A 22,282-nucleotide genomic window follows, 5' to 3' on the forward strand; every position below is an offset into this window, starting at 1 on the left:
CGAGCCGTCGGAAAGAGCCAGCGTCTCCCTGGGGCCTTGGGAGCGGGGTCGCCCGCGAAGCGCCTGCCCGGGAGTGGCCGCGGCAGGGGGGATTCGAGTGCGCGCCCCGCTCACGGACAAGCGCTTCAGTCGTCGGCCTCGTCGTAGTCGCCCTTGTGCTTCGGATTTGGGCGCGCCCGCCGGTCATCCGAGTAGTCGTCGCCATCCTGCTCGTTGGCGGGTTTCTCCTGCAGAAGCCGTAGATTGGCTGCCGGGGCGCCGCCGTCCTTCTCCTGACCGAAGTAGATGGTCTGGTGCGGGAACGGGATCTCGATGCCGGCGGCGTCGAAGTGCTTCTTGACCAGGCGGTTGAACGCGCGGCCCAGGCCGAACTGGGTGCCCGGCAGGGTCTTGATCCGGACCCGCACGTTGACCGAGCTGTCGGCCAGTGCGGTGACACCGTGCACCTCCATCTCGTCGAGGATGTTGGGTCCCTGGTCGGGATCCTGCTGGAGTTCCTTGAAGGCCTCGCGCAGGCGCACGATGACCTCGTCGATGTCCTCGCGATAGGCGACGCCGTATTCGCCGACGTGGTAGGCGAACTCGCGCATGTAGTTCGCGACCGCATCCACCGACGAGAACGGGATCAGGTGGTAGGTCCCGGAGAGGTCGCGTACGCCGAGCGAACGGATGGTCAGGCGTTCCACCACGCCCGTGGTGCCGGCCACCGTGACGATGTCGCCGACGTTGATGGCGTTCTCCAGCTGGATGAAGACGCCGGTGATCACGTCCTGCACCAGTTTTTGCGCCCCGAAACCGATCGCCAGGCCGAGGACACCGGCACCGGCCAGTAGCGGGCCGATGTTCACGCCGATCTCGGCGAGCACGATCATGGTGGTCATCACGATCAGCACGATGGCCATGGCGTTGCGGAAGATCGTCAGCAGGGTGGTCTCGCGGGCGGTCGGCCCGCCGCCACCGGTGTTCGGGTTCATGCGGTGCTCGACCCAGCTGGCAAAGACCAGCCAGATGGCCAGCACGCCCAGCAGGATCAGCGCCACCGAGATCGCGGTGCCCAGCACCGCCATGCCCATATCCGAGGCCAGCCATGTGGTCAGACTGAACGCACCCCAGGCATCCGCGACCACGGCCAGCACGACCAGCAGGATCACCAGGCGCATCACCTTCAGCGCATTGGGGATGTAGGAGTTCAGGCGCAGCTCCAGCGACGGGAACTTCTCCCGGGTCTCTTCGGGCACCCGAATCCGGCGGCCGATCAACTGGGTCAGCAGGTTGGCGACGAAGATGCCCACGAAGATGGCGAGCAGGGTCTGTCCGGTCGCCTTGGCCATGAAGGGGAGCGCATCTTCCGGCCGGGTGATGCTGACCACGGCCAGGGCCAGGAAGTAGATCAGGGCGATCCAGTGCCAGAAGTTCGCCAGCAACGAGATCACGATGCGGGTGAAGGCGTACTGCGCCCTGTTGGCCAACCTGATCAGGCGGTCATGCACCCGGGTGCGGTTCTGCAGGATGATCACGGCGGCGTAGAGGAAGGCCGTTAGCATCACGATCAGCCCCAACGAGCGCCCCGCCTCGGAGGAGATCTGGTTGTTGGTGATCGGGACCAGCAGCAACAGGCCGTAGCCGATATACCCCACGATGCGGGCCAGCCAGGCGTTCCAGTAGGCGGCCTCGTCCCCGGCCATCGGCAGCAGGCGCAGGCCGTGGTAGCGAGTCGCGAAGATCAGGCGCAGGGCCGCCTTGGTCACCTCGATCAGCAGGAATGCGTTCAGGAACAGCGAGTACCGGGTGTTCATCTCGCCCGAGTCGCCCAGCACGAACAGCGCCAGTGCATAGCCGGCCAGCCAGGCGAGGATCACGACGAGGAAGTCGATCGCCGCGGCCAGGACCACGGCCGGTAGCGCCCGCATGAGCCGCATATGCTCGGCCGCATTCAAGGCCCAGCGATCAAGTCGGGTGAACAACGGCGCGCCCAGCCTTCGCAGTATCAGGAACACCACCACGGTGAACACGATGACGAAGGCGAGATCCAGTACCGCCAGCCCGAACACGGTGGGCTCGACTCCGCGCACGCGCTCGGCGATATCCACTGCGATGTCGTTCAGGGCCCGGACCTCGGCCACGGTGCCTTCGGCCAGCGACTGGGTGAGCTGGGCAATCTGGCGCGCCACGGATTCGCTGTCGCCGGTTTCGACCGGCAGGTTATTCGTGGCGGCGTCCTCCGCGCTGGAGCCGTCGCCGGAGCGCAGGGCCTCGAGCAAGTCTTCGCGGGCCTCCTCGTTCTCCAGTGCGTCGATGAGCATCTGGCGCAGATCGCTGCCGGAATCCTGCTGACCGGTGCCCTGTGCGGACGCGGCCCCGAGGGGCAGGATCAGTAGGAGCGCGAAAAGCACCAGCAGGCGGGAGAAGTCGATACGCGGCGCGCGCAGATGGGTCACGGAAAACCTCCATGTCTGGGAGGGACATCCTTGCGAGCCCCCGGTACGGTCAGTCAGTCCGAGGCAGTCTAAAGGCTGGAAGTTCCGTGCCACAATTTCGGTGGCCTGCGCACAGGCTTTATTCCAGCAGCATCGGATCCAGCCAGGCGATGCCGAGCTGGGCCATCTGCTGCTCGACCCAGACGATCCGCCGGTCAAGGTTGGGTCCCGGGCGGACCGGGTTCATGCGGCCGGGGCTGGGCAGGATGGCTGCCAGGCGCGCGGACTGGTGGCGATCGAGCTCGGTGGCGGAGATCCCGAAGTAGTGTTGGGCGGCGTTCTCGATGCCGTAAATGCCGGGACCCCATTCGGCCAGATTGAGGTAGATCTCGAGGATGCGCCGCTTCGGCCAGAGGGTCTCCATGCCGAAGGTGAACCCGGCCTCCAGCGTCTTGCGTGCCCAGGAGCGGCCGTGCCACAGAAAGAGGTTTTTCGCGGTTTGCTGGCTGATGGTGCTGGCTCCGCGCAGGCGCCCGCCGCGGGCGTGATCGCTGAGCGCCTGGCGCACCGAGCCCCAGTCGAAGCCGCGGTGGTTGGGGAAGTGCTGGTCCTCGGCCGCGATCACCGCCAGCATCAGATGGCGGGGCAGATCGTCCAGGCGTTGCCAGTCCGGGCGCCGGTTGGAGGCGGTTTGCCAGTCGGTTGCCACCACCATGGCCATGCCGTAGGGCGGGTCGATCCGGGCGAAGAGCACCACCAGGGCGAGCATTGCCCCGATTCCCAGCGCCAGGACGAATGCGGCCAGCCCGCCCGTCCAGTAGAGCAACCGCCGGAGCGGGCGGCGCTTGCGGCGCGCGGCCACTACGGTCTCCCCCCTTGGCGGTGGGCGTGCGGATGGATGACTGTCCGGACACGTGGATTCATGGGCTGAAAGGATAACGCCTGCGCTCGGCGGGCGGGATGGGGCGTGCCCTTTCTTCCCGCCTGGAAGCACGCGCGGCGAACTGTTTTGCGGTTTCGTGGCCCAATGACGAAGGGGTGAGAAGGACGACCCCGGAATTCGCCTTAACAAGCCAACCGTTCGCGAAGGAGAGAGCCATGGACGTATTGCCCTATCGCTATGTCACCCCGAGCGGCGAGGCCGTGTCCTTCGATTTTTATCTGCATCCCGAGACCGGCTCGGCGGTGCGGGTACAGCAGTTGCTGGATCGCCTGACCGACACGCTGGACAGCGAGATCGGCGTGCTGGGCGATACCTGCAATGGCGACGTGCTGCAAGCGCTGGCAATGGCCCTGGCCGTGCGCACGGAGATGATCCCGGCTAACCCCGAGATGACCCAGGATCTGGCGCGTGATGTGGTCGAGCGGGCGCTCAGATCCCTCGATGGCGCCCGGCACCAGCAGACCGGGCCGGTGGGGCATGCCTGAAAACCACCAGGACCAATACTCCGAGGCCCCGGGACGACCGGTGGTGTTCTTCGACGGCGGCTGTCCGCTTTGCCGGCGTGAGATCGGCCACTATCAGCGGCTCGACACCGCGGGCGCGATCGATTGGCGTGATATCCATGCCGATGCCACACCGCTCGACGCCTGGGGGATTACCTGGGATCGTGCGATGCAGCGCATGCATGCCGTAAGCGCCGACGGGCGCATTCGCAGCGGCGCCTGGGCCTTCGTGCTGGTCTGGCGGCACCTGCCATATTACCGCTGGCTTGGCGGTGTGCTGCATCGCCTGCCGCCGATCGTCTGGCTGATGGATCGCGTCTACAACGTGATTGCGCGTTATCGCTGGCGCTCGCGCTGCGACGATGGGGTCTGTCACCCGGACCGTTAAGGAGACGCTGATTTAATCGCACGTCCGCGTTGGTACCCCCTGTTTTCCGAGACAAGGCGCGTCGTGCAGCGGGTAGTGGTTCTACCCGCAAGCGGCGCAACGCAGGATCGGGGAACAGGGGGCACCAACCCCACAAGCCATTGAAAGCAGGGGCTCGGCCGCTTTTGCGTGGGAACTGCGTTGCGGTTCCCTTGTGCAGAATGACTGCACGGCAGTCACCGCGCCTTGTTCGCACGCAAAAGCGACTCGAGCGCGGACGCGCGATTAAATCAGCGTCTCCTTAAGGTGGCCCACGCCAAGCCGCATCTACCGGAGAAGACCTGTGCGGTATGCGGCCGCCCGTTCGCCTGGCGGCGCAAATGGGCCCGGTGCTGGGATGAGGTTCGCTACTGTTCGGACGCCTGCCGGCGTCGCCGTTCGGGGAAGATCGCGTGACGACGCGCTTTGTCGTTCTGGTGTTCTGGATCGCCGCGCTGGCGGTGCCTCTGCCACTGGTGGCGGGCGATCTGGCGGATGAACGCGCGATCGTCGCGCAATTACAGGAACCCCACCGCATCCTGCTGCTGCGCCATGCCCTGGCGCCCGGCATCGGTGACCCGTCGGGCTTCGATGTGGATGACTGCGCCACGCAGCGCAACCTGTCGGCTGAAGGGCGCGCGCAGGCGCGCGCCAGTGGGGAGCGCCTGCGCGCGGCGGGCCTGGAGTCGATCCGGGTGTTCGCGGGCCCGTGGTGCCGCAATGTCGATACCGCGGCGCTCCTGGGGTTCGGTGAGCCCGTGGTGCTGGAGGCGCTGGGCTCGGTGTTTCGCACTAATGCCCCGCATCGCGAGCGGCGCATGCGCGCGTGGCGCGAACACCTGGCGGAAGAATACCGGCAGACGGCGGGGCCGGCGGTCTACGTGACCCACCGGGCCAATATCATGGAGCTGAGCGGCCGCAGCCTTGGCGCCGGGGCAATGCTGGTCGTCGAGATCGACGCGCAGGGCAATGCCCGCCCGGTGGATCAATAGCCGCGCGAACCGAAGGCGCCGGGTCGTGTGCAAGTCAGCTTACAGACGGATCTCCACGCGTTCGGCGCCGGGGGCGTCGATGCCGCGATGGAGCAGCAGGGTGCCGCTGGCGTTCAGCAGTTCGGTGGTGAGCTGACGGAAGCGCACGACCGTCTCGGTCAGGTTCAGGCGGCTCTCCAGCAGGTCGCGCTGGGCCTGGGAGACGGCCAGCGCGGTCCCGGCACCGACGCGAAACCGCGTCTGTTCCACCCGCAGCAGCTCTTCCTGCAACTCGACGGTGTCCTTCTGCGCCTGGATCTGTTCGCGGATGCGGGCCGCGTCGAACCAGGTGCCGCGCACGTCCTCGATGGCGAGTTGCTCCAGGTTGGCCAGGGTCTCCTGGATCTGCTGGCGGGTCAGCCGGGCCCGGGTGTGTTCGGCCTCGGCGGCGCGGTTGCCGATCGGCATCTCGAAGCGCAGGCCGGCCGCCAGGTCGTAGCCGTCGCCCTGGCGGTCGCGCCAGGTGCGGCTGAAGCTGTCCGCGTAGCCCGACTGGCCCAGGGTCACGAAGAAGTCCAGGCGCGGCAGCAGGCCGTTGCGGGTGCGCACGACCTCCAGCTGGTCGCGCTGGACCCGCAGTCGCGTTTCGTTGAGATCGGCGCGGTGGTCGCGGGCCAGCGCCACGTAGGCATTCAGGGGTTCCAGCGTGTAGCGTTCCAGGCCCGGTTCGGAGCTCGCCTCGAGCCGGGTATCCCACAGGCCGCCGTCGCCCTGGAGCAGTCGCGCGAGGCCGTCCTGCGCGCGGGCGCGTTCGGCGCGGGCGTCGATCAGGCCCTGACGGCGCAGCGCCACCTCGGCACGGGCCGACACGGCCTCGGTCTCGGGGCGGTCGCCGGCGGCGATGCGCCGCTCGGTCTGGTCGAGTTGCTCGCGGGCCACGGCCAGGGCCTCCTCGAAGATGGCGATCCGTTCGTCGGCCAGCACCAGATCCCAGTAGCGTCCCTCGACGTCGGTGATCAGCTGTTCGACGAAGCCGCGGACCTCGTACTCCGAGGCCTCCACGTCGAGGCCGGCCTGGCGCAGGCGCACCAGGTTGGACTCGATACGCCCGCCGCGGAGCAGGGCCTGGGTCAGGCTCAGGCCCGCGCGGGTGGTGAACTGGGGTGCCTCCACGCGCGAGCTGGAACTGCGCGAGCTGCGTACGGAGACCGTCAGGTCCGTGCCGGTTGGCAGCGACTGGCTCAGGCCCGCCTCGCCAAAGCGCCGGGTAGTGGTTACTTCATCGGTTTCTCCGATCTGTTCCAGCTGGCGCACGCTCTGGTCGCGGCTAATCTCCAGCTCGGCGAACAGCTCGGGGTCGAACACCGCGCGTTCCTGCGCCTCGAAGGTGCCCTGGATCGCGGTTTGCAGGCGCTCGGCGCGCAGGCCGCGGTTGCCTTCCAGCGCGCGGGCGACGGCCTCCTCCAGGGACAGGGTCTCTTCCGCCACCGCCTCGCGTTCGAACGGCCGGGCGTCGGTCAGTGCATCCGCGGGCAGGGACAGGCGCAGCCCGTCGGAGGCATCCGGCGCTTCAGAGGCGTGGGCCGGGAGGGCCAGCGCCAGTGCGAGCGCGACGAGGAAGGGCAGGGGAGTTCTAGGCATGATCCGTGGCGACTCGGTAGACGGGTTGCGGGTGCTCGCCCCGGCGGTGGAACAGCAGGTAGAGCGTCGGGATCAGCACCAGGGTGATCAGGGTAGACGAGAGCAGCCCGCCGATCACGACCCGGGCCATCGGGGCCTGGGCCTCGCCGCCGTCGCCCATGCCGATGGCCAGCGGCGACAGCGCGAGGATCGTGGTCAGCGTGGTCATCAGGATGGGGCGCAGGCGCTCGCCCGCGGCGGCGACGATGGCCGCTTGCAGTTCCATGCCGTCTTCGCGGTGGCGCCGCGCCATGCGGTCCACCAGCAGGATCGCGTTGTTCACCACGATCCCGACCAGCAGCAGGATGCCGATCAGCGACTGCACGTTGAGCGTGGTGTCGGTGATCAGGAGTGCGCCGGTTACACCAATGATCGCCAGCGGGATGGAGAACATCACGATCAGCGGGTCGCGCAGGGACTCGTACAGGCTGGCCATGACCATGTAGACCAGCAACGTCGCGAGCAGGGTGCCCAGCAGCAGTTCGGAGAACGCCGCTTCCTGCTCCTCGATGTCGCCGGTGACCGAGAAGTCGATCTCCTCCGGCAGCGGGATGTCGGCCAGCGCCGCACGTACGTCGGCGGCGACCTCGCCCAGCGAGCGGTCGCCGATGTTCACGAACAAGGTGCTGATGCGCGCCTGTTCGCGGCGCTGGATGCTGTCCGGGCCGATCGCCGTATCGAACGTGACTAGGCTGCGCAATGCCACGCGTTCGCCGTCCTCGCTGCGCACGGTCAGGTTGAGGAGGTCGTCCAGCGAGCTCCGGTCGGCGTCGCGCAGCTGGACCCAGATGCGCGTCTCGTCGCCGCCCGCGCGCAGCTGGCCGGCGCCGGAGCCGCCCAGGGCGGTTTCCAGGGTCTGGGCGATGGTGCGCACGTCCACGCCGAGGTCGGCGGCGCGGTCGCGGTGGATGCGGGTGGCGAATTCCGGCTGTCCGCCGTCGGAGCCAACGCGGGTGTCGGTGACGCCTGGGACGTCCGCCAGCGCGGTCTCGAAGCGCTCGATGACGGCGTTCATCGTGGGCAGCTCGAAGCCACGGACCTCAATGGACAGGCTTTCCTCGTCGGCGCCGCGCCCGAAGCCGCGGAAGAAGATCCCGCTGGAGGCGCGCACGCGGATCTCGACTCCCGGCGGGCTGCCCAGCGCGTCGCGCAGGGCCGCGGCGATCGCGTCGGAGGAGCGGCTGCGGCTGTCGCGCGAGCCGACCATCACGCGCATGTTGCCCGAGGCGGGCGAGGAGGCGCGGAACGCCGAGGCGCCGGAGCTGGAGACCAGGTTTTCCAGTTCCGGGACCCCGGCGTGGATGATCGCCTCGAGGCCGGACATGGTGGCGTAGAGCTCTTCCAGGGGCGTGCCGGGCTCCATGGCGACATGCACGCGCAATTCGCCTTCGTCGGTGGCGGGCAGGAATTCCGTGCCCACGCCGCGCAGCCCCGCCAGGGCGATCATCAGCAGCAGGAGGCTGATGCCGATGACCATCCACGGCTGGGCCAGGGTGCGCCGTAGCACCCCCTGGTAGCGTTGCTCCATGCGCGCGAGGGCACTGGTGTCACGCTTCGGCATCGGGGCGCGGGCCATCAGCATCGGGACCAGGGTCAGCGCGACGATCAGCGAGCCTGCCAGGGCAAAGGCGACCACCGCCGCCAGCGGCTTGAACAGCTGGCCGGCCAGTTCCTCGGCGAAGAACAGCGGCAGGAAGATCGCCACGGTGGTCAGGGTGCTGGCGACGATGGCGGGCGCGACGCGCCCGGTGCCGCTGATGGCGGCCTCGGCGGCGGTCTGCTCGGCATGTTCCTCGCGCCGTCGGGCGATGCTCTCGATCACCACGATGGCGTTGTCCACCATCAGCCCCACGCCCAGCGCGATCCCGCCGAGTGTCATCAGGTTCAGCGAGTAGCCGCCGAAGTAGACCAGGCCGAAGGTGGCGATCACCGCCAGCGGGATCGCGGTGGCCGCCACCAGCGTGTAGCGGATGTTGCGCAGGAACACGAGCAGCACCAGCACGGCCAGTGCACTGCCGTAGAGGATCGAACGACCGACGTTGGTGATGGAGTTGCGGATAAAACCGGCCTCGTCGGTGACGGCGCGGATGTCGATCTGGGGGAAGTCGCGGTTCAGGCGCACCAGTTCGGCGTGGACCGCCTCGTAGACCTCTACGGTGTTGGCGTCGGCCAGCTTGCGCACGGCGAGCTGCACGCCTTCCTCCTGGTTGACCCGGAACCGGCGGGTAACGCGCTGGTGGGTGTCGCGCACGTCGGCCACCTGGTGCAGGTAGGTCACACCGTCCTCGCTGCGCTGCACGATGGTGTCGCGGACCTCGTCCACCGAGCGGAACTCGGCCGGGGTGCGCAGGCGGTATTCGCGGCGCCCGTCCATGATCGGGCCGCCGGGGGTGATCACGTTGGCGTTTCGAATGCGATCACGCAGGTCGTCCAGGCCGAGGTCGATGGCCTCGATGCGTTCCGGGTCCACCTCCACGCGGACCTCGCGCTCCAGGCCGCCGAAGGTATCCACAGCTGCCACGCCGGGGATGCGTTCCAGACGCGGGGCGATACGGTTGTCGATCAGAGTGCGCAGGTGGATGGCGTCCAGTTGCGAGCCGATGCCCAGACGCATGATGGGCGAGTCCTGGGTGTCGAACTGGCGTACCAGCGGGCGATCGGCGTCATCGGGCAGGCGGTCCTCGATGCGCGCCAGGCGATCGCGCAGGTCGTCCACCGCCTGGCGGATGTCCGTGCCCCAGGCAAAGTTGATGCGGACGTTGCTGTTGCCCTCGGCGGAGGTCGAGCGGATCTCCTGGGCACCGGTAATGGCGGCCGCGGCCTGCTCCACCTGGCGCGTGACGAGTTGTTCGACTTCCTCGGCCCCGGCATTGGGGTAGGACGTCATCACCGTGACCACCGGGTAGGTGATATTCGGCAGCAGATCCACCGGCAGGCGGGTCAGCGCGGTCAGGCCGAGGATCACCACGATCAGGGCTACCATGCTGGTCAGCACGGGGCGGTGGACCGTTACGCGGGCCGGATTCACGGGGTGTCCGACTCGGGTGTGTCGTCTCCACCCGGCACGTTGCGCGGGTCGGTCACGCGCAGCGGGGTGCCGTCCGCGAGCAGGTGCTGGCCGAGCACGACGACCTCGGTGCCTTCCGGCAGCTCCGGTTCCAGCAGCTCGACCCAGTCTCCATCACGCACGCCGGTAACCGCCTGATGGCGGCGGGCCTGCGGGCGTTCGCCGCTGCGGTCCACGCTGAACAGGGTCGGGCCGGCCTCGCGCTGGATGATCGCGTCGCGCGGGATGGCCCGGACGGCGTTGCGTTCCCCCAGGGTAATGGCGGCCTCCACGAACATGCCCGGGCGCAGCTGGTCGCGTTCGTTGGGGATCTCCACCTCGACCCGCGCCTGACGCGACCCGGGCCGGAATTCCGGGGCGATGCGGGCGATGGTGCCGGCAAAGCCGGCGTCCGGATAGGCGGCGGTGTAGACCTGCGCCCCCTGGCTCGGCGACAGCCGGCCGTAGTCGGCCTCGGTCACGGCCAGGATGGCGCGCACCGGCTGCAGCCGGACCAGCGCCAGTGCGGTGTCGTTGGCGCTGATGACCGTGCCGGGATCCACGTGGCGTTCGGCGACCCAGCGGGTGCTGTCGGCCGTACCCGCCTCGATGCGGGTGTAGCTCAACTGGATCTCGCGGGTGCGTAGCGCGGAACGCCGCTGGCGGATCTGCGATTCGGCCAGGGTGACGCGCGTCTGTGCCAGGGCGAGTTCGGTTTCCGCGGCCTCCAGCTCCGAGCGCGACGCGATCCCCTGGTCGCGCAGCTCGCGGGTGCGCTGCAGTTCGCGCCGGGTGGCATCGCGGCTGGCCAGGGCCTCGGCCAGGCTGGCCTCGGCGACTTCCAGCTCCGCCGCGGCCTGGGCCACGTCCTGCTCGAATTCCTCGGTATCCAGCTGCAGCAGCGGATCACCGGGCTCCACGCGGTCGCCCAGATTGACGAACACCTCGGCAACCCGCCCGCCCACGCGGGGGGTGATCTCGATCCGGTCGGCGCCCTCGATGCTGCCGGTGAAGCGCCGCCGTTCGACCAGGTCGCGGGTCTCGATGCCGGCAATGGCGACTGCGACCGGGCGGGTCTCGCCGCCGCCCGGACGACCGGAAGGGGCCGCGTCGTCTTCCGGCCCGAGCAGCATCCAGGCGAGGATGCCAGCGGCCAGGAGGAACAGGAGCGCGGTGATCAGTGTGGCGGGGCGGGGCATTGCAACTCGCTTGTGTGCCGGGTGGTCAGGTTAGAGTGTCGCGTGGCTGACTGAATCGTGCATGAATTCCGTTCGGAATCCGGCGCCGATTCGATGAAGCCCGGACTAGGACCCCCGAGTACAAGGAGAATTCCGTGACGACATCCGATTCGGCCCGTTCCCCGCGCCCGCGGCGGCGCTCCTTTGCCATGGACATGCTGGGCCTGCTGGCCTGGATGGTGTTGGTCTTCGCTGTGGCGGGATTGGGTGGCTGGGCGACCAGTCTGTCGGTGGGCGACTGGTATCCGACGCTGACGCGCCCGCCGCTGAACCCGCCGGACGCGGTATTCGGCCCGGTCTGGTCCGTGCTGTTCGGCCTGATGGGTCTCGCCGCCTGGCATGTCTGGCGGCGCGTCGGTTTGACCGGTGCCCCGATGGCGCTGGGGCTGTTCCTGGCCCAGCTCGCGCTGAATCTCGGCTGGTCGGTGCTGTTCTTCGGCATGCAACGCCCGGATCTGGCGCTCGCCGAGATCCTGATCCTGTGGCCGCTGATCCTGGCCACCCTGATTGCCTTCTGGCGGATCGACCGTATCGCCGGCGCGCTGCTGGTGCCGTACCTGCTGTGGGTCGCCTTCGCCATCTACCTCAACGCCGGGATCGTCTGGCTCAACTGACGAGCCGGGTCTTCAGCGGTTGGGCGTCATGCGGTTGTCATTTGGGCGGGGTATGCTGACGCGATTTTTCCTGGGAGGGGCTCCATGGCGGTGCGCGTAGGGATCAACGGGATGGGGCGGATTGGTCGCTTGGCGTTGCGCGCGGCATGGGACCGGGACGACATCGAGATCGTGCATCTGAACGAGGTCGCGGCCGACGGGACCGTCACCGGACACCTGCTGGAGTTTGATTCCGTTCACGGGCGTTGGGGTCGCGAGCCCGAGGCCCAAGCGGACCAGATCCGGATCGACGGGCGCGAGCTGCGCCACACGAGCCTGGCCGAGCCGGGGCAGGTGCCGTGGGGCGAGTCGGACGTGGACATCGTGATCGACGCCACTGGCGCCTTCCGCACCATGGACACGCTGGAGCCGCATTTCACCCGGGGCGCGAAGCGCGTGGTGGTCGCGGCGCCGGTGAAGGATGAGCGCGCGCTGAACGTGGTGATGGGTGTGAACGACGCCGCTTACGATCCCACGAAGCACCACGTCGTGACGGCCGCCTCCTGCACCACGAACTGCCTGGCGCCGCTGGTGAAGGTACTGCACCCGGCGCTGTCGATCCGCCACGGGACGATTCTGACGGTGCATGACATGACCGCCACCCAGTCCCCGGTGGACCTGCCGCGCGACAACCTGCGTCGGGCCCGTGCAGCCGGGCTGAACCTGATCCCGACCACTACCGGCTCGGCGAAGGCGATTGGCGACATCTTTCCCGAACTGAACGGGCGTCTGAACGGCCATGCGGTGCGCGTGCCACTGATGAACGCGTCGCTGACCGATTTCACCTTCGAGTCCGCGCGCGAGACCACGGTGGAGGAGGTCAACGGCCTGCTGCGCGAGGCGGCGAACGGCGATCTGAACGGCATCCTCGGCTACGAGGAGCGCCCGCTGGTCTCCAGCGATTTCCGCACCGACCCGCGCTCGTCCATCGTGGATGCCCAGTCGACCATGGTGGTCGACGGCACGCAGGTGAAGGTGCTGGCCTGGTACGACAACGAGTGGGGCTACGCGAACCGGCTGGTCGAGCTGGTCGCCCGCGTCGCCAAGCTGGGGGTTTGAGGCCGTCTTGAGCGGAGCGGCCGACCAGCCAAACCCGGGCGGGCCGCCCACCCTGGGGCTGGGTGCCTACGCGCGGATCACCGCGAACTACTGGGCGTTCACCGTCACCGACGGCGCGATCCGTATGCTGGTCGTGTTGTTCTTCCACCAGCTGGGCTACAGCCCGCTGGAGATCGCCTTCCTGTTCCTGTTCTACGAGCTGTTCGGGGTGATCACCAACCTGACCGGCGGCTGGCTGGCCGCGCGGCTGGGGGTGAACACCACCATGATCGGCGGGACGCTGCTGCAGGTGGCCGCCCTGCTGATGCTCACGGTGCCGGAGGCCTGGCTGGGGGTCGCCTATGTGATGTTCGCGCAGGCCCTGTCCGGGATCGCCAAGGATCTGAACAAGATGAGCGCGAAGTCCGGCGTGAAGCTGATCGCCGGCGACGGGGAGGGGCGGCTGTTTCGCTGGGTGGCGGTACTCACCGGCTCGAAGAACGCGCTGAAGGGGGTCGGCTTCTTCGTCGGCGGGGCGCTCCTCTACAGCGTGGGTTTCCAGGTGGCGCTGGTCATCCTGGCCGGGATGCTGGCGCTCGTCATGCTTTTCTCGGTGGTCGGACTGCCGCGCGGGCTGGGGCGCGTCGGCGGCAAGCCGAAGTTCACCCAGATGTTCTCCAATTCCGCCGCCATCAATGTGCTCTCGGCTGCGCGCTTCTTCCTGTTCGGCGCGCGCGATGTCTGGTTCGTGGTCGCGCTGCCGGTATTCCTCAGCGCCACGCTGGACTGGAACCACATGCAGGTGGGTGCGTTCCTCGCGCTGTGGGTGATCGGCTACGGCATCGTGCAGGCCTCCGTGCCCCGCCTCTTGGGTAAGGGCGGGGTGCATCCGACCGGGCTCACCGCGCGCCTGTGGGCGTTCATCCTGATGCTGCTGCCGATCGCCATCGTGATCGGCCTGGAGGTGGGCCTGGACCCGGCCTGGGTGCTGATGGTCGGGCTGGGCGTGTTCGGCGTGGTGTTCGCAATCAACTCCGCCGTCCACTCCTTTCTGATCCTCGACTACGCCGAGGCCGACCGCGTCGCCATGAAGGTCGGCTTCTACTACATGGCCAACGCCGGCGGCCGCCTGGTGGGTACCGTCGCCTCCGGCGCCATCTTCATGGTCTGGGGCCTGGAAGGCGCCCTGATCGCTTCCACCTTCTTCATCTTCGCCACCTGGATGATCTCGTCCCTGCTCCCCCGCGAAGCCGCCCGCGCCTGAGAACCGAATCGGCATTCTCCAACTTGGAGCAGCTGGGTCCGTTGTCGCCTTGCCTGCTATGTCGGATTTCTTTACGGTGCAATGGTCTGTTGTGTGACGGATATCACACTTTTGATCAAGATTGCGTACCAGGGAGGTCCCATGCGATTGCTTCTTGCCTTTTTTCTGCCGTGGTTGCAGATGTTTACGATTGGTCGACCGTTCTCGGGCATCCTCTGCCTGTTGTTGCAGCTCACCATCATTGGATGGATCCCAGCTGTGATCTGGTCGGTGTACGCGTTGAACCAGTACAAGACGGATAAGAAGATCCGGGCAGCAATAATGAAGTAGTACACAAGGCCCGGCGACGAGGTGTGAGTTCGCCTTGTCCATTGCCTATTGCCCGGACTTCACCGGGCATCTTTCTGTTTTTCACGTTGGGGGATCAATGACTCTTTCAGGGAGAAGTGTGTTCTTTGCTGGGGTGGCGGCCGCGGGGCTGGCGCTGACCGGCTGCGGTGGCGGCGGCTCCTCCTCCTCGAACGTGAAGCCGGAAGAAGACACTTACGTCAACGTTACGCCGGCCGTTCAGCAAACCACGATCGAAGACGGGGAAGACGCACTAATCGCGGTGATTGATACGGAATTTCGCACCAGCCATGAAGAATTCGAAGGCCGGATCGAGACCTCCTATAACCGTCAGACCGGCGGCGAGGATGTAACGGCATCGGTGGACGACGAGGATGGTATTCCTGCCTATATGCACGGGACGCCGGTGGCCGCCCTCGCCGCCGGCAACACCTTCGGTGTGGCGGGCAATGGGAAGCTCGCCCTGTTCAAGGCGGGTTCCGGCGGGTCTGTTCGGAGGAGCTATCTTCAGGAGGGCATGAAGTGGTCGGCCGAGCAGGATGCCCGGGTGGCCAATCTGAGCTTTTCGGGCGGCCTCAATGCCCTGAACGATGCGGACACCGCGGACGCACTGGCGAGCTCGGTGGAAATGGAAATGCCGGATGGTAGCTTCGAGCGTCTTGGAACGGCGATCGTGATTGCGGCCGGCAACGAAGGCGAGAGCGTTACGGATAACTTTGACATGGAGAAGGCCACCGACGATGGGCTGCTGTCGGTGCTGGACCAGACGCTGATTGCGGTCGGGTCGGATGAATGGGAAAAGCATCCGGCCAGTAATTATCCCGGCGCGGACGAGGATCTCCAGGCCCGTGCACTGGCGGCACCGTTTGTTGCGCAGTCCGCTTCGAATACGAGCGATGACGCCACGGGCACGTTTGGCGGAACCTCCATCGCCGCGCCCCAGATCGCGGGCATGGTGGCCACGATCAACTCGCAGTGGCCGCACATGTCGGCGAAAGAGACCACGGGGCTGCTGCTGGATACGGCAGACCAGGGTTCCGAGCTGTTCGAGAAGAACGATTGCGGCCCGGACGAGAACCTGAATTGCGGGAACTACTACCTCGGTCAGGGTCACGCGGACCTGGAGGAGGCGTTGAAGCCGCAGGGCGAAACGGCCATCGCGTCCAGCGGAAAGGTGGAAGACGGCGGCCACGCGCTGTCCGAGACGCAAGCGACGTGGTCCTCCAGCTTCGGCGGCAGCTTCGACACCGCGGCGCTGGAAGGGGTCGTGGGATTTGATGACCTGGGCCGGGACTACCAGCTGGACCTGTCCAGTCAGAGTCACCCGGTTATGGCCTATGGCCAGCGCCTGGCGGGTCGAGTGCAGAAGATCGCCACGGCCGGCCTGAACCCGCGCCCGATCACCAATGAGGTCGCCCCGGGGTTGTCGATGACCAGTCATCACACGACTGGCGGAATGATGGGGGCGAGTGAAGTGCGCCTCGATACCGGAACGGTCGAGCTGGCGGCATTCGGCTTCCACCAGGGTGAAACAGCCCTCATGGACCCGTGGACCCCGGAAAACGGGATGGCGATGCTGTCCGATGGTTCGGGCGGCCTGTCCCACTTGCTGAGTCAGGGTGCGGGCTTCGCCGCCACCTTGTCGATGACCGACCGTGTAGCGATGGATGTGGGCCACTGGGCAGGCTCGGCCAAGCGCGACGAGGACAGCCTGTATAACGGCTACCGTCAGGCCCGCACTGATGTCGCCATGCGCTTCGATGCGACCGATGCGCTGGAACTGGAAGTCGGCTACGGCCAGCGCCACGAACAAGGCGGCCTGCTGGGTTCTCGTGGGTACGGCGCCCTGTCGCTGGGCGACCGCTCCACCATGGGCCTCATGTCGGTGGGGGCGAACTGGTCCATGGGTGACTACTTCGGCTTGATGGCGCGCTATGAGCGCGGCCAGGCAGATGTGGCCGGCGGCCCGGGGATGATCCGCTCCATTGACGGCCTGACCACCGAGCAGTCCGCATTGGGCCTGACTTTCGAGCGGGATCAGCACGAAGCGGTGTTTATGGTCAGTCAGCCGCTGCGCGTCACCGCCGGCACCGCGAACCTGGATGTGCCGGTGGGTCGGGACGTCGAGGGCAACGTGATCCGCGAACAGCGCAGCGCCAGCCTGGCCCCGAACGGGCGTCAGCAGGATGTCGAGCTGGGCTACGCCTACGCCCCGAGCGTGGATAGCCGACTGAACGTGAACCTGCTGTACTCCAACAACCCGGACCATCAGGATGGTTCCGACGCGGCGGGTGTTGCCACCTTCTCCAAGCGGTTCTGAACCATGACGATGCGCACACTCACCTGCAACCGGGCGGTCCTCGTGGCCGCTCTCCTCCTCCCTCTTGCGGCCTGTGCCGGAGCGGACATGAACGCCGACCCCAACATCCACGGCTACCAGTACGATGCCGAGGGCAACCCGGTCGCGGCGTTCGTGTTCCAGGGCTTCGATGAACGCGATTGCGCCCAGTACAGCCTTCGTCCGCTTCAGGAGGATGCCGTGGCGGTCGCCGCGATGTTCGTGTGGGACGGGGAACAATTCGTCCTGGACCAGGACGCGTGCAAGCCGGGGGCGACGCCTCGATGAAGCACTCGTCTTGAAAGCGTTAACGGCCCTCTAGCATCAGAATCATTGACTTTATTGATTGGGAGCGGTAGCGGTCGGCGTGGCGGACCCAGCCGAGGTGGCGGGTGACGGGCGCGCCGGGCCAGTCGAGTACGGCGAGGTCAGCGGTGGCCATGGTGCGGGGGAGGAAGCCGATGCCGAGGCCGGCCGCGATCATCATGCGGATGACTTCCAGGTAGGGGCTTTCCTGTGCGGCGGTGGGGTGCAGGCCCTGTGCGGCCAGGGCCTGGTCGATCTGGCGGCGGGTGGTGGAATCCGCGGGCGGCAGGATGGCCGGCCAGTCGTGCAGGCGCCGCAGGGTATCCAGCGGGGTATCGTCAGCGCGGTTGCGGGCGACCATGGGGACGAGGTCGTCGGTCCATACCGTGTGCGCCTCGGCGCCCTTCGGCAGATCCTCGGGCAGGGTGGCCAGGGCCAGGTCGGCGTCGCCGTGCATGACGGCCTCGATGCCGGCCTCGGAATCCATGAATGCCAGTTCCAGTTCCAGTTCCGGGTAGCGCTCGCGCAGGGCCGACAGTGGCGTGGGCAGGCGGTGCAGGGCGATGTGGTGCGAGGTGGCCAGGCGGATGCGGCCGCGCACCACCTGGTCGAGGTCGGCGACCTGCTGCTCGATGGCGCGCAGGCGGGCGAGGATCTCGCGGGCCTCGGGCAGCAGGCGCTCCGCGACCTCCGTCGGGCGAACGCGGCGGCCCTGGCGCTCGAACAGCGGGCGCTCCAGCGTGGCCTCCAGGGACTGGATGCGCTTGCTGATCGCGGGTTGGGTCAGGTGCAGGCGTTCGGCGGCGGCGGAGAAGGCGCCGGTGTCGACGACCGCGACGAAGGCCTGCAGGGATTCGACGCTCAGTTGTTCAGGGCGCATCCATGTCTCTCCAGTCCCTGCGTGAGATAATGATCCGTTCGATGGTCGGGCTCGGCATGACTCGGCATTTATATAACCGTATGGAATGATACGGATAAGAAATCGGATTTGAAAGAATACCGGGCTGGCCGCAGACTCTGCGTCAAAGGTCGCCATGAAACGACGTCATTGCGAGGAGCCGAAGGCGACGCGGCAACCTCCTGAAGCTGGCAGAGCGCCAGTATCGGGATCGGGTGGTTTCGGACGGAGGTTGCCACGGCCCCTGCGGGGCCTCGCAATGACGGTGCCAGTGGCGGCGCCGTGCAATAACGGTGCCCTTGGCGATGTAACGATCGCGGGAGTAGGTAATGGCAGGCAAGACCCTGTACGACAAGTTGTGGGAGGCGCATGGGGTGCGCGAGGAGCCGGATGGCTCGACGCTGCTCTACATCGACCGCCACCTGGTGCACGAGGTGACCAGCCCGCAGGCCTTCGAGGGGCTGCGGCTGGCCGGGCGCAAGCCGTGGCGCGGCGATTCTGTGCTGGCGGTGCCGGATCACAACGTGCCCACAGAGAACCGCGACCAGGGGATTGCGGATCCGGTCTCGCGCATCCAGGTGGACACGCTGGAGAGCAACGTCACCAGCCTGGGGCTGAGATTCTTCCCGATGGCGGACGTGCGCCAGGGCATCGTGCACGTGATCGGTCCGGAGCAGGGCGCGACCCTGCCGGGGATGACCGTGGTCTGCGGCGATTCGCATACCTCCACGCATGGCGCGCTGGGCGCGCTGGCCTTCGGCATCGGCACCTCCGAGGTGGAGCATGTGCTGGCCACGCAATGCCTGTGGCAAAAGAAGACCAAGGCGATGCAGATCCGCGTGGAGGGCGAGCTGCGCCCGGGCGTCACCGCCAAGGACGTGGTACTGGCGATCATCGGCCGCATCGGCACCGCCGGGGGTACCGGCTATGCCATCGAGTTTGCCGGCTCGGCGATCCGCAGCCTGTCGATCGAGGGCCGCATGAGCGTCTGCAATATGTCCATCGAGGCCGGGGCCCGTGCGGGCATGGTCGCGGTGGACGAGAAGACCATCGAATACGTGCGCGGCAAGCCGCAGGCACCGACCGGCGAGATGTTCGAGCGGGCGGCCGAGTACTGGCGCACGCTGGTCTCCGCCCCGGATGCCGAGTTCGACGCGGTGGTGGAGATGGACGCCGCCGAGATCGCCCCGCAGGTCAGCTGGGGCACCTCGCCGGAGATGGTCGCGCCGATCGACGGGCGGGTGCCGGACCCGGCGGCCGAGTCCGATCCGGTGCGCGCCGAGGGCATGCAGCGGGCGCTGGAGTACATGGACCTGAAGGCGAATACCCCGATGACGGAGATCCGTCCGGACAAGGTGTTCATTGGGTCCTGCACGAATTCCCGGATCGAGGACCTGCGCGCCGCCGCTGAGGTGGTGAAGGGCCGCAAGAAGGCCGACAACATCAAGCTGGCGATGGTGGTGCCGGGCTCCGGGCTGGTGAAACAGCAGGCGGAGCAGGAGGGGCTGGACCGCATCTTCCTGGACGCCGGCTTCGAGTGGCGCGAGCCGGGCTGTTCGATGTGCCTGGCGATGAACGCCGACCGCCTGGAACCGGGCGAGCGCTGCGCCTCGACCTCGAACCGCAACTTCGAGGGGCGTCAGGGGCAGGGTGGGCGCACCCATCTGGTCAGCCCGTCGCTGGCCGCCGCGGCGGCCGTCGCCGGGCACTTCATTGAACCGTCCGCGTTGAAGGAGGCGTAAGCGATGCAGGCCTTTACCGTACACAAGGGGATCGTCGCGCCGCTGGACCGCTCCAACGTGGATACCGATGCGATCATCCCCAAGCAGTACCTGAAGTCGGTCAAGCGCACGGGCTTCGGCCCGAATGCCTTCGACGACTGGCGCTATCTGGACCCGGGCGAGCCGGGGATGGATGGCTCGAAGCGCCGGCCGAACACGGACTTTGTGCTGAATCAGGCGCCGTTTGACCAGGCGACCATCCTGCTGGCGCGCAAGAACTTCGGCTGTGGCTCCTCCCGCGAGCATGCGGTCTGGGCGCTAACGGACTTCGGCTTCCGCGCGGTGATCGCGCCGTCGTTCGCGGACATCTTCTTCTCCAACAGCTGCAAGAACGGGCTTCTGCCGGTCGTGCTGGCCGAGGACGAGGTCCAGGCCCTTTTCGATCAGGTGGAGGCGAATCCGGGCACGCAGGTCGAGGTGAATCTGGAAGAGATGACCGTGACCGCGCCGGACGGTACCGTATTCGACTTCACACTGGACGAGGACCGCCGCCACCGCCTGCTGAACGGGCTGGACGATATCGCCCTGACGCTGCAGTTCGCGGACGATATCCGCGCCTTCGAGGAGCGCCAGCGCAGCGAGTGGCCGTGGATGGCGGAACAACAACGGTAGACGGTGCGTCTGGCACGGCCTGGATCCGGGCACCGTCATTGCGAGGAGCGAAGCGACGAAGCAACCTCCGTCCGGAACCACCGGATCCCCGTACCGGCGCTCTGGCAGCTTTGGGAGGTTACTCGCTGCGCTCGCCCTTCGGGCCGGCCTGCGGCCGTTCAACGCGCTTCGCGCTTTTGTGCCACGGCCCCTTCGGGGCCTCGCAATGACGGGGGTGGGCAGGAAGCACCGTCATCGCGAGGAGCGGAGCGACGTGGCGATCTCCTTGGGCAGCCCCGGCGCCGGCCGGGGCAAACGTCGGGGGTTGCGTTGGGAGATTGCCGCGGCCCCTTCGGGGCCTCGCAATGACGGGGGGCAGGGAGCACCGTCATCGCGAGGAGCGCAGCGACGTGGCGATCTCCGTAGGTGGCCCCGGCGCCGGGCTTGGGCGGACGTCGGGGGTTCGTTGGGAGGTTGCCACGGCCCCTGGCGGGGCCTCGCAATGACGAGGTAGAAGCACCGTCATCGCGAGGAGCGGAGCGACGTGGCGATCTCCCAGGGGAGTTCCGGCGCTGGCTCGGGTACACGTCGGGGGTTGCGACCGAAGGTTGCCACGTCGCCTGCGGGGCCTCGCAATGACGGTGCTACTAGGAATGTATAGGTAAAGCATAATAGTTACTTGGGAGAGGTTTGTGAGCCGAATTCTGGTATTGCCCGGGGACGGGATTGGGCCCGAGATCGTGGCCGAGGCGCTGAAGGTGCTGGAGCGCGTGGGCGAGATCGGTAGTCTGGATCTGGAGATCGAGCAAGGCCTGATCGGGGGCGCGGCGCATGACGCGGCCGGGCACCCCTATCCGGAGGCCACCCGCGAGGCGGCACGCCGTGCAGACGCGATCCTGCTGGGGGCGGTGGGTGGCCCGCAGTACGAGTCGCTGGAGCGCGACCTGCGCCCCGAGCGTGGGCTGCTGGGCATCCGCTCGGATCTCGGCCTGTTCGCGAACCTGCGCCCGGCGATCCTGTATCCGCAGCTGGCCTCGGCCTCCACGCTCAAGCCCGAGGTGGTCAGCGGGCTCGACATCCTGATCGTGCGCGAGCTGACCGGGGGGATCTACTTTGGCCAGCCACGCGGGATCGAGGAGCGCAATGGCGAGCGGGTCGGGTTCAATACGCTGGTCTACAGTGAATCCGAGATCGAACGCATCGCCCGCGCGGGCTTCGAGGCTGCAATGCGCCGGAGCAAGCGCGTGTGTTCCGTGGACAAGGCGAATGTGCTGGAGGTATCCGAGCTGTGGCGCGAGGTGGTCGAGCGCGTCGGAAAGGAATTCCCCGAGGTCGAGCTGTCTCACATGTATGTGGACAACGCCGCGATGCAGCTGGTGCGCGATCCCAAGCAGTTCGACGTGATGGTGACCGGCAACATGTTCGGCGACATCCTGTCGGATGCCGCCGCGATGCTGACCGGCTCCATCGGTATGTTGCCGTCCGCCTCGCTGAACAGCGAGGGCGTGGGCCTGTACGAGCCGATCCACGGCTCGGCGCCCGACATTGCCGGACAGGGCAAGGCCAACCCGATGGCGACCGTGCTGTCGGTCGCGATGCTGCTCCGTCATAGTCTGGACCGCAACGACCTGGCCGAACGCATCGAGGCGGCTGTGGGTCGGGTACTGGATCAGGGCCTGCGCACGCCGGACATCTTCGGTGAAGGCATGACACTGGTGGGTACCCAGGGGATGGGGGATGCCCTGGTGGCTGCGCTGGACGATTGAGGCGGCCTCACGAACGGGGCTTGTATCACGCGCAAGTGTAGGATGCGTTGAGCGCAGCGAAACGCATCATTGCCTCCGCTGGGGAAGAGATTGAT

General features: G+C 67.3%; 19 protein-coding genes. 13 read left to right on the top strand and 6 right to left on the bottom strand.

Annotated elements, in window-relative coordinates:
- Positions 1–125: 125 nt before the first annotated feature.
- Both G315_RS0100250 and mtgA read right to left on the bottom strand, forming a co-directional pair.
- Positions 126–2,438 (bottom strand): mechanosensitive ion channel domain-containing protein, encoded by a 2,313-nt coding sequence (locus tag G315_RS0100250; RefSeq protein WP_019611644.1) that lies wholly within the window; start codon positions 2,436–2,438, stop codon positions 126–128.
- A 118-nt stretch (positions 2,439–2,556) separates the two neighbouring features.
- Positions 2,557–3,279 (bottom strand): monofunctional biosynthetic peptidoglycan transglycosylase, encoded by a 723-nt coding sequence (gene mtgA / locus G315_RS0100255; protein ID WP_018176908.1) that lies wholly within the window; start codon positions 3,277–3,279, stop codon positions 2,557–2,559.
- A 236-nt stretch (positions 3,280–3,515) separates the two neighbouring features.
- Here mtgA and G315_RS0100260 point away from each other — a divergent pair, with 236 nt between their 5' ends.
- The 4 genes from G315_RS0100260 (at position 3,516) to G315_RS0100270 (ending at position 5,261) form a co-directional block, all read left to right on the top strand.
- Positions 3,516–3,845 (top strand): hypothetical protein, encoded by a 330-nt coding sequence (locus tag G315_RS0100260; RefSeq protein WP_018169592.1) that lies wholly within the window; start codon positions 3,516–3,518, stop codon positions 3,843–3,845.
- On the top strand, positions 3,838–4,251 hold the full coding sequence (locus tag G315_RS0100265) for a thiol-disulfide oxidoreductase DCC family protein (RefSeq protein ID WP_018169593.1): 414 nt from the start codon (positions 3,838–3,840) through the stop codon (positions 4,249–4,251). Before G315_RS0100260 ends, G315_RS0100265 begins: the two co-directional genes overlap by 8 nt.
- Positions 4,252–4,536: 285 nt before the next feature.
- Positions 4,537–4,686 (top strand): DUF2256 domain-containing protein, encoded by a 150-nt coding sequence (locus G315_RS13900; RefSeq protein WP_081620877.1) that lies wholly within the window; start codon positions 4,537–4,539, stop codon positions 4,684–4,686.
- Positions 4,683–5,261: a histidine phosphatase family protein gene (locus G315_RS0100270; RefSeq protein WP_019611645.1), complete on the top strand. Its 579-nt coding sequence runs from the start codon at positions 4,683–4,685 to the stop codon at positions 5,259–5,261. Before G315_RS13900 ends, G315_RS0100270 begins: the two co-directional genes overlap by 4 nt.
- Before the next feature lie 39 nt (positions 5,262–5,300).
- Here the strand turns inward: G315_RS0100270 and G315_RS0100275 are convergent, their stop codons facing one another.
- The 3 genes from G315_RS0100275 to G315_RS0100285 are packed head-to-tail and all read right to left on the bottom strand — an operon-like array spanning position 5,301 to position 11,165.
- A complete protein-coding gene (locus G315_RS0100275; RefSeq protein ID WP_019611646.1) occupies positions 5,301–6,881 on the bottom strand; it encodes a TolC family protein in 1,581 nt (526 codons plus the stop codon).
- Positions 6,874–9,948, bottom strand: coding sequence for an efflux RND transporter permease subunit (locus G315_RS0100280; protein WP_019611647.1), 3,075 nt, complete (start codon positions 9,946–9,948; stop codon positions 6,874–6,876). Before G315_RS0100280 ends, G315_RS0100275 begins: the two co-directional genes overlap by 8 nt.
- Positions 9,945–11,165, bottom strand: a complete 1,221-nt coding sequence (locus tag G315_RS0100285; protein ID WP_018176904.1) for an efflux RND transporter periplasmic adaptor subunit — start codon at positions 11,163–11,165, stop codon at positions 9,945–9,947. Before G315_RS0100285 ends, G315_RS0100280 begins: the two co-directional genes overlap by 4 nt.
- Before the next feature lie 194 nt (positions 11,166–11,359).
- Here G315_RS0100285 and G315_RS0100290 point away from each other — a divergent pair, with 194 nt between their 5' ends.
- The 6 genes from G315_RS0100290 to G315_RS0100315 all read left to right on the top strand — a co-directional run bounded on the left by G315_RS0100290 (position 11,360) and on the right by G315_RS0100315 (position 17,133).
- Positions 11,360–11,818: a TspO/MBR family protein gene (locus G315_RS0100290; RefSeq protein WP_038034590.1), complete on the top strand. Its 459-nt coding sequence runs from the start codon at positions 11,360–11,362 to the stop codon at positions 11,816–11,818.
- Positions 11,819–11,902: 84 nt separating this feature from the next.
- Positions 11,903–12,916, top strand: coding sequence for an ArsJ-associated glyceraldehyde-3-phosphate dehydrogenase (locus G315_RS0100295; protein WP_018176902.1), 1,014 nt, complete (start codon positions 11,903–11,905; stop codon positions 12,914–12,916).
- Positions 12,917–12,923: 7 nt separating this feature from the next.
- Positions 12,924–14,159 (top strand): organoarsenical effux MFS transporter ArsJ, encoded by a 1,236-nt coding sequence (arsJ, locus tag G315_RS0100300; RefSeq protein WP_018176901.1) that lies wholly within the window; start codon positions 12,924–12,926, stop codon positions 14,157–14,159.
- Between the two features lie 141 nt (positions 14,160–14,300).
- Positions 14,301–14,489, top strand: coding sequence for a YqaE/Pmp3 family membrane protein (locus G315_RS0100305; RefSeq protein ID WP_018169601.1), 189 nt, complete (start codon positions 14,301–14,303; stop codon positions 14,487–14,489).
- 118 nt (positions 14,490–14,607) lie between these two features.
- Positions 14,608–16,827: a S8 family serine peptidase gene (locus G315_RS0100310; protein ID WP_026338787.1), complete on the top strand. Its 2,220-nt coding sequence runs from the start codon at positions 14,608–14,610 to the stop codon at positions 16,825–16,827.
- Positions 16,828–16,914: 87 nt separating this feature from the next.
- Positions 16,915–17,133, top strand: coding sequence for a hypothetical protein (locus tag G315_RS0100315; protein WP_018169603.1), 219 nt, complete (start codon positions 16,915–16,917; stop codon positions 17,131–17,133).
- 19 nt (positions 17,134–17,152) lie between these two features.
- Here G315_RS0100315 and G315_RS0100320 read toward each other — a convergent pair whose 3' ends face one another.
- Positions 17,153–18,031: a LysR family transcriptional regulator gene (locus G315_RS0100320; RefSeq protein WP_018176898.1), complete on the bottom strand. Its 879-nt coding sequence runs from the start codon at positions 18,029–18,031 to the stop codon at positions 17,153–17,155.
- A gap of 347 nt (positions 18,032–18,378) precedes the next feature.
- Here G315_RS0100320 and leuC point away from each other — a divergent pair, with 347 nt between their 5' ends.
- The 3 genes from leuC (at position 18,379) to leuB (ending at position 22,187) form a co-directional block, all read left to right on the top strand.
- Positions 18,379–19,791 (top strand): 3-isopropylmalate dehydratase large subunit, encoded by a 1,413-nt coding sequence (leuC, locus tag G315_RS0100325; protein WP_019611650.1) that lies wholly within the window; start codon positions 18,379–18,381, stop codon positions 19,789–19,791.
- Positions 19,792–19,794: 3 nt separating this feature from the next.
- The gene (leuD, locus tag G315_RS0100330; RefSeq protein WP_019611651.1) at positions 19,795–20,442 is read left to right on the top strand and encodes a 3-isopropylmalate dehydratase small subunit; all 648 of its coding nucleotides are present in this window, start codon (positions 19,795–19,797) and stop codon (positions 20,440–20,442) included.
- Between the two features lie 671 nt (positions 20,443–21,113).
- Complete coding sequence (gene leuB / locus G315_RS0100340; protein WP_196801688.1) at positions 21,114–22,187, top strand: 3-isopropylmalate dehydrogenase; 1,074 nt, start codon at positions 21,114–21,116, stop codon at positions 22,185–22,187.
- Positions 22,188–22,282: the final 95 nt, after the last annotated feature.

The organism is Thioalkalivibrio sp. AKL7 (assembly GCF_000381705.1).
GTDB lineage: Bacteria > Pseudomonadota > Gammaproteobacteria > Ectothiorhodospirales > Ectothiorhodospiraceae > Thioalkalivibrio > Thioalkalivibrio versutus.

What these genes read in the sequence shown, in the direction of transcription:
- G315_RS0100260 (WP_018169592.1), top strand. Translation starts at nt 3,516, where the DNA reads ATGGACGTATTGCCCTATCGCTATGTCACCCCGAGCGGCGAGGCCGTG.
- G315_RS0100265 (WP_018169593.1), top strand. Translation starts at nt 3,838, where the DNA reads ATGCCTGAAAACCACCAGGACCAATACTCCGAGGCCCCGGGACGACCG.
- G315_RS0100275 (WP_019611646.1), bottom strand. Translation starts at nt 6,881, where the DNA reads ATGCCTAGAACTCCCCTGCCCTTCCTCGTCGCGCTCGCACTGGCGCTG.
- G315_RS0100285 (WP_018176904.1), bottom strand. Translation starts at nt 11,165, where the DNA reads ATGCCCCGCCCCGCCACACTGATCACCGCGCTCCTGTTCCTCCTGGCC.
- G315_RS0100290 (WP_038034590.1), top strand. Translation starts at nt 11,360, where the DNA reads ATGCTGGGCCTGCTGGCCTGGATGGTGTTGGTCTTCGCTGTGGCGGGA.
- G315_RS0100295 (WP_018176902.1), top strand. Translation starts at nt 11,903, where the DNA reads ATGGCGGTGCGCGTAGGGATCAACGGGATGGGGCGGATTGGTCGCTTG.
- G315_RS0100305 (WP_018169601.1), top strand. Translation starts at nt 14,301, where the DNA reads ATGCGATTGCTTCTTGCCTTTTTTCTGCCGTGGTTGCAGATGTTTACG.
- G315_RS0100315 (WP_018169603.1), top strand. Translation starts at nt 16,915, where the DNA reads ATGAACGCCGACCCCAACATCCACGGCTACCAGTACGATGCCGAGGGC.
- G315_RS0100320 (WP_018176898.1), bottom strand. Translation starts at nt 18,031, where the DNA reads ATGCGCCCTGAACAACTGAGCGTCGAATCCCTGCAGGCCTTCGTCGCG.
- leuC (WP_019611650.1), top strand. Translation starts at nt 18,379, where the DNA reads ATGGCAGGCAAGACCCTGTACGACAAGTTGTGGGAGGCGCATGGGGTG.
- leuD (WP_019611651.1), top strand. Translation starts at nt 19,795, where the DNA reads ATGCAGGCCTTTACCGTACACAAGGGGATCGTCGCGCCGCTGGACCGC.